The 4,413-nt window shown below is 38.3% G+C and carries 5 protein-coding genes; 3 read left to right on the top strand and 2 right to left on the bottom strand.

Features of this window, described 5'->3' with window-relative positions:
- The 3 genes from QZZ43_RS13410 to hxpB form a co-directional block, all read left to right on the top strand.
- The coding region (locus QZZ43_RS13410) for a helix-turn-helix transcriptional regulator (RefSeq protein WP_291860286.1) at positions 1 to 267 on the top strand (267 nt) is incomplete at its 5' end.
- Between the two features lie 59 nt (positions 268 to 326).
- Complete coding sequence (locus tag QZZ43_RS13405; protein WP_291860283.1) at positions 327 to 1,115, top strand: MBL fold metallo-hydrolase; 789 nt, start codon at positions 327 to 329, stop codon at positions 1,113 to 1,115.
- A gap of 149 nt (positions 1,116 to 1,264) precedes the next feature.
- On the top strand, positions 1,265 to 1,930 hold the full coding sequence (gene hxpB / locus QZZ43_RS13400) for a hexitol phosphatase HxpB (RefSeq protein WP_291860280.1): 666 nt from the start codon (positions 1,265 to 1,267) through the stop codon (positions 1,928 to 1,930).
- A 212-nt stretch (positions 1,931 to 2,142) separates the two neighbouring features.
- On the opposite strand, the gene QZZ43_RS13395 is transcribed toward hxpB, so the two are convergent.
- Both QZZ43_RS13395 and QZZ43_RS13390 read right to left on the bottom strand, forming a co-directional pair.
- The gene (locus tag QZZ43_RS13395; protein WP_291860277.1) at positions 2,143 to 3,324 is read right to left on the bottom strand and encodes a hypothetical protein; all 1,182 of its coding nucleotides are present in this window, start codon (positions 3,322 to 3,324) and stop codon (positions 2,143 to 2,145) included.
- Positions 3,325 to 3,738: 414 nt separating this feature from the next.
- On the bottom strand, positions 3,739 to 4,413 hold a 675-nt coding region (locus QZZ43_RS13390), incomplete at its 5' end, for a DUF6266 family protein (RefSeq protein WP_291860274.1).

The raw sequence follows: 4,413 nt of genomic DNA, 5'->3' as shown, positions 1-4,413 counted from the left end.
GCTGATTTATCGATAAAGAAGTTGTCTGAATTGGTTTATATGTCGCATTTTCATTTTTTAAGAGTCTTTAAAAATGTATACGGAATTACACCGTATCAATATTTAAAGAGAATTAGGATAGAACGCGCTAAGTATTTAATTAAGGAAACCAATTTACCTATACATGAAATTGCGTTTTTCGTTGGCTTTAAAGAATCTTCGGCCATCTTCCCAATTATCAGAAAGTCCGTGTTGAAGTCCCCGCAAAAATACCGAAAGGAAAATTAGCAATTTTCAATAGTGATCCGTGTCTTTTTGAGTCCTACTTTTGTTAAAAACATGAAAGTATGGAAGTGCAAATAATAAGAAATGCAACGGTAAAAATTAAGTATGGCGGAAAAATATGGCTGGTGGATCCTTTTTTGGGTGATGTAAACAGTCTGCCATCATTTGCAGGAAAATCAGCCAATCCAACCGTTTCATTACCCTTTTCGATATCGGATATATTAAACGGTGTGGATTATGTATTGATTACTCATTTGCACCCGGATCATTTTGACACCAAAGCACAAGAAACAATTTCAAAATCGCTCCCGCTGGTTGTCCAGCCATCAGACTTAGAAAAAATAAAAAAGTTTGGTTTTAAGATGGTTGAAGCAATCGACCAGCAAAAAACATTGGATAATGTTAAAATTTCAAGAGTAGAGGCGCTGCATGGCGAAGGAAAAATTTTAAGTGTTATGGGGACGGTTTCGGGATACATTTTAGAGGCTGAAAACGAAGCGCCTTTATACATTACTGGAGATACAATTTGGTGTGATAGTATAAAAAGTACTCTGGACAAATTCAATCCGGGTATAATTGTTTGTAATGCAGGAGGAAATGTATTCCTGCCTGAAAATAATCCTTTCGAAGAATATATCTCGCTTGAACGTGTTCATAAGGTTATTATGGATGAAAAACAAGTTCTGGAGCTTTTAACTTATAAAAAAGACACAATTGTGGTAACTGTGCATATTGGAGCTTTGGACCATGAAACTGTTACGCGCAAAAGTATGAAAGAATATCTGGAAAACCATCTTGTAAACATGAACAGAGTTTTTGTACCCGAAGATGGAGAAACCATTGAGCTTTGAAGACATAGCTTATGAAAGAAAACTGTATTTTTATCGTTGGTTCGGGAGCGATCGGAAAAGCATTGGCTGTTTTTCTGAAACATCAAGATAAAGATGTTCTGAAAATCCAGTCGACGGAATAACAACCAATAATTTTGCAACGATAAAATATGAGTAAGAAAACAGGTAATAAAATTGAAGCAATCATTTTTGATATGGATGGGGTTATTATTGATTCAGAGCATATTTGGAAAAGGGCTGAAAAAGAAGTTTTCTCATCAGTTGGAGTCAAATTGTCAGATGAATTATGTAAAATCACAGAGATGATGACAACAACCGAAGTTACTGAATTTTGGTTCAAAAGGTTTCCCTGGAAAGATAAAACACTTAAGGAGGTTGAAGCTGGTGTAGTAGATCGTGTAGCCATGCTAATAGAAACGGAAGGAACAGAAATTGAGGGCATAAAAGAATTTCTAGAAGTATTAAAATCTAAGGGATATAAAATTGGATTGGCTACAAATTCACCCTCGAGCCTAATTCCCATCGTATTAAGAAAACTGAAACTCAAGGCCTATTTTGATGTTACCTCATCTGCGGAACACGAATCTGAGGGAAAACCGAGTCCGTTGGTTTACCTGACTGTGGCTGAGAAGTTAAATGTAAAACCAGAGCATTGCGTGGCTCTTGAGGATTCAACTTCAGGACTATTAGCGGCAAAAAAAGCAGGAATGAAAACAGTAGCCATTTTAAAAAACAATCAGGATGGCATTGAAAATGAAATTGCGGATTATAAAATCAGAAATTATAATCAATTTGACTTTTTATCTCTTTCATAAATGCAATAGATTGTTAGATATAAGATTTAAGAGGAATTCTATGATGCTGATAATCTGATTGTTAGGGCAATTGCCCGAGCATTTGCAAACAATTGATTCTTAGGCGATTACAAAAGCTTAACGGACTATTGTAAATGAAAACAGAGAGATAAAAAGGTTCTTTATCAAATATGGGTGATTTAATTTAAGCAAATTGACTACTAACCGCTCCATCAATAATAGCCACCAATTTTTTCCCTGATGTATTTGGCCAGAGATACTGGAGAATAGAAGCCATCGCCCCGAATCATTCTGACCAGAAAAATATTTGATATTAGATTAATAGTTGTATTTCTGTCTCTTTGATTGGGAATGAGGATGGTTTTGTCTTTAATAAGTTTGCAGAAAAGCTCCAGAAATCTTTCCTGGCTATCGAACCATTGTATTTTTGGAGTTGTGTCGGTGGCGCATCTGGTTTCTTTTGTGATTTGTTTTATTCGTTTTTTCAGGTAGTTGAAAGAGCAATAAACATTGATGTTCAAGTCAGAACTGGTATACTTCTGTTTGTTAATTTTACCACGAAAATGCAGAGAGGAACTCAATTGATTGAGTTCAGACAATGGCTCCTTTCCTTTTGTACATTCCGTAATGAGTTTTGAAATGGAGTCTTCCGTGTCGCAGGTTATTAAAAGGCCTGTGTCTATAGCGCAGGTAATAATATTAAAGAAATTTTCGGGTGAAGGACTATTTTGAAGATATAGTTTAATTTTATTCAAATGGGAAAGCATAAGTTGCTCGTCCATTTGGTTGTGTGGGGAGAATACTTTTAAGTTGCTTTTTAAAGTCTGTAACAAAAGGGCAAAACGATTATAATTATTGTTTTTCTTTGCTAGAGCCGAAAGAGAGGAGATGATTGACTCCACAGGTTTGTGCGGTTCCATTTCTTCGAACATTTCGAGGTCTGTTATATCGGTGCAGAGTGATTTTGCCTTTTGTAATGATGCTTTGTTAATCTTCACATTTGTGAGATGCGACGGAGGCAATATGTCAAGAGGAAGCAAGGAAGACCAGATTGTAGCCGCGTTTCTCAGATAACGGCAGATTTTTAAGTAGAAAGCCAAATCAAGCCAGTAAGTTGTTAGCGCTTTTTTGGGGACGTTATCTATTTGCCAGTCATATTTGTCGTACGAGCATTTGATGTAAAGAAGGCTATCGAATATTTTTTTCAGTTGTAGTACTCCCCCTGATTTCCCGGGGTTAGTTGCCACCATCCTTATAAGGTCGCTGATGGTCTTAAAGATTGTTGAGAATTGCTTTTCCGGGTATTCATGGTTCTTTGGATCCACATTTTGCCAATTGGTTCTAACATGGTCAAGTACCATGAAATAACTCCGGGTTAGGGGAGTTTCAGGCATTTTTTCAGGGTTTTATTGTTATACAGATTACAGAATAGAATTAAAGCACTCTTCTGTTATACATATTGCGAAAGCAAATTGATTGTAGGTTTTCTTATTTGTGAGGTTGCTGATTCAGCATTCACAAATGGCGATTAACCAGGAATATCGGTTTATCGTTATTTTGACGTTGCGATATTCCAGAAAAGAAAAATGGAAAATAAAACAAAAAAATTAGAAGTTCAAGTTGTTGTTATCATACTATCGAAAGGGAAATAGGCTTTTTTGTTGTTCCATGCGCTTATAGACAATAAGTTAGGGGTGGGTGTGTGGAGCGATTTGAACAGTCTAAACCTGCTAATTCATCAGCTCACCAGTTATCACAGAAAAGAGACCGGAGCCGTAAAGACCCCGGTCATTTACCTCAATTAAAAACTAAGGAATTGCTACTTCGCCCAGGTAGATGCTGTTGCTTACCTGTGTGCGTCCATCGGTTCCGGCAAATGCCAGATAGCAATGAAATACACTCCCCGAAGTACCATCAGGAACTTCGAGGCTCCCGGTGGCAGCTCCACGAGTGATTGCTCCCAGAGAGAAAAGCGGATAGGCCGTATCGCTGACTGCCGTCAAAATGGCCTCGTCTTCTGTTCTGGCATCTCCTTCTCCTGAATTATCCAGCCATGAGAAATTGATATTGTTGCCATCGAGGGTAACTCCAGCGTTTCGCGCTCCTGTGAGGTTGCCTTTAGCAATTTTCAGCCGCTCATAGTTGATGGAAAAATCCGGAGACTCTCCACTCATTGAGTTGGTCAGCAAATCCGACAAAGCGGCATTTACCGGGGTTTGCCTGGACTGCTGTGTTCTGAACCCTATGCGGATTACGGGCCCCAGCGGTTGCAAAAACAGAGATCCCTGACGGAACTTTTCCCGCTGGTTCAGCTGTTTTTGTGTGGGTGGTTTACTACTGGGATCGGGCAATGAGCGCATGTATTTGATGCCTTTCCATTTGCTTCCGATCACGGTTCCTACTTTTCCGTAGAAATTACCTAATATTCCTTTTTTGTTGTTCCCATGATTTTTGTTTTTGTGTCTGACCGGGTTGGGAGCGTT

The organism is Marinilabilia sp. (genome assembly GCF_016278715.1).
Lineage (GTDB): Bacteria > Bacteroidota > Bacteroidia > Bacteroidales > Marinilabiliaceae > Marinilabilia.
The sequence above is the reverse complement of the archived record's forward strand: the minus strand, read 5'-3'. Positions and strand labels throughout refer to the sequence as shown.

Excerpts from the sequence above, each read along its gene's own strand:
- QZZ43_RS13405 (WP_291860283.1), top strand. The coding sequence starts at position 327 with ATGGAAGTGCAAATAATAAGAAATGCAACGGTAAAAATTAAGTATGGC.
- QZZ43_RS13395 (WP_291860277.1), bottom strand. The coding sequence starts at position 3,324 with ATGCCTGAAACTCCCCTAACCCGGAGTTATTTCATGGTACTTGACCAT.
- hxpB (WP_291860280.1), top strand. The coding sequence starts at position 1,265 with ATGAGTAAGAAAACAGGTAATAAAATTGAAGCAATCATTTTTGATATG.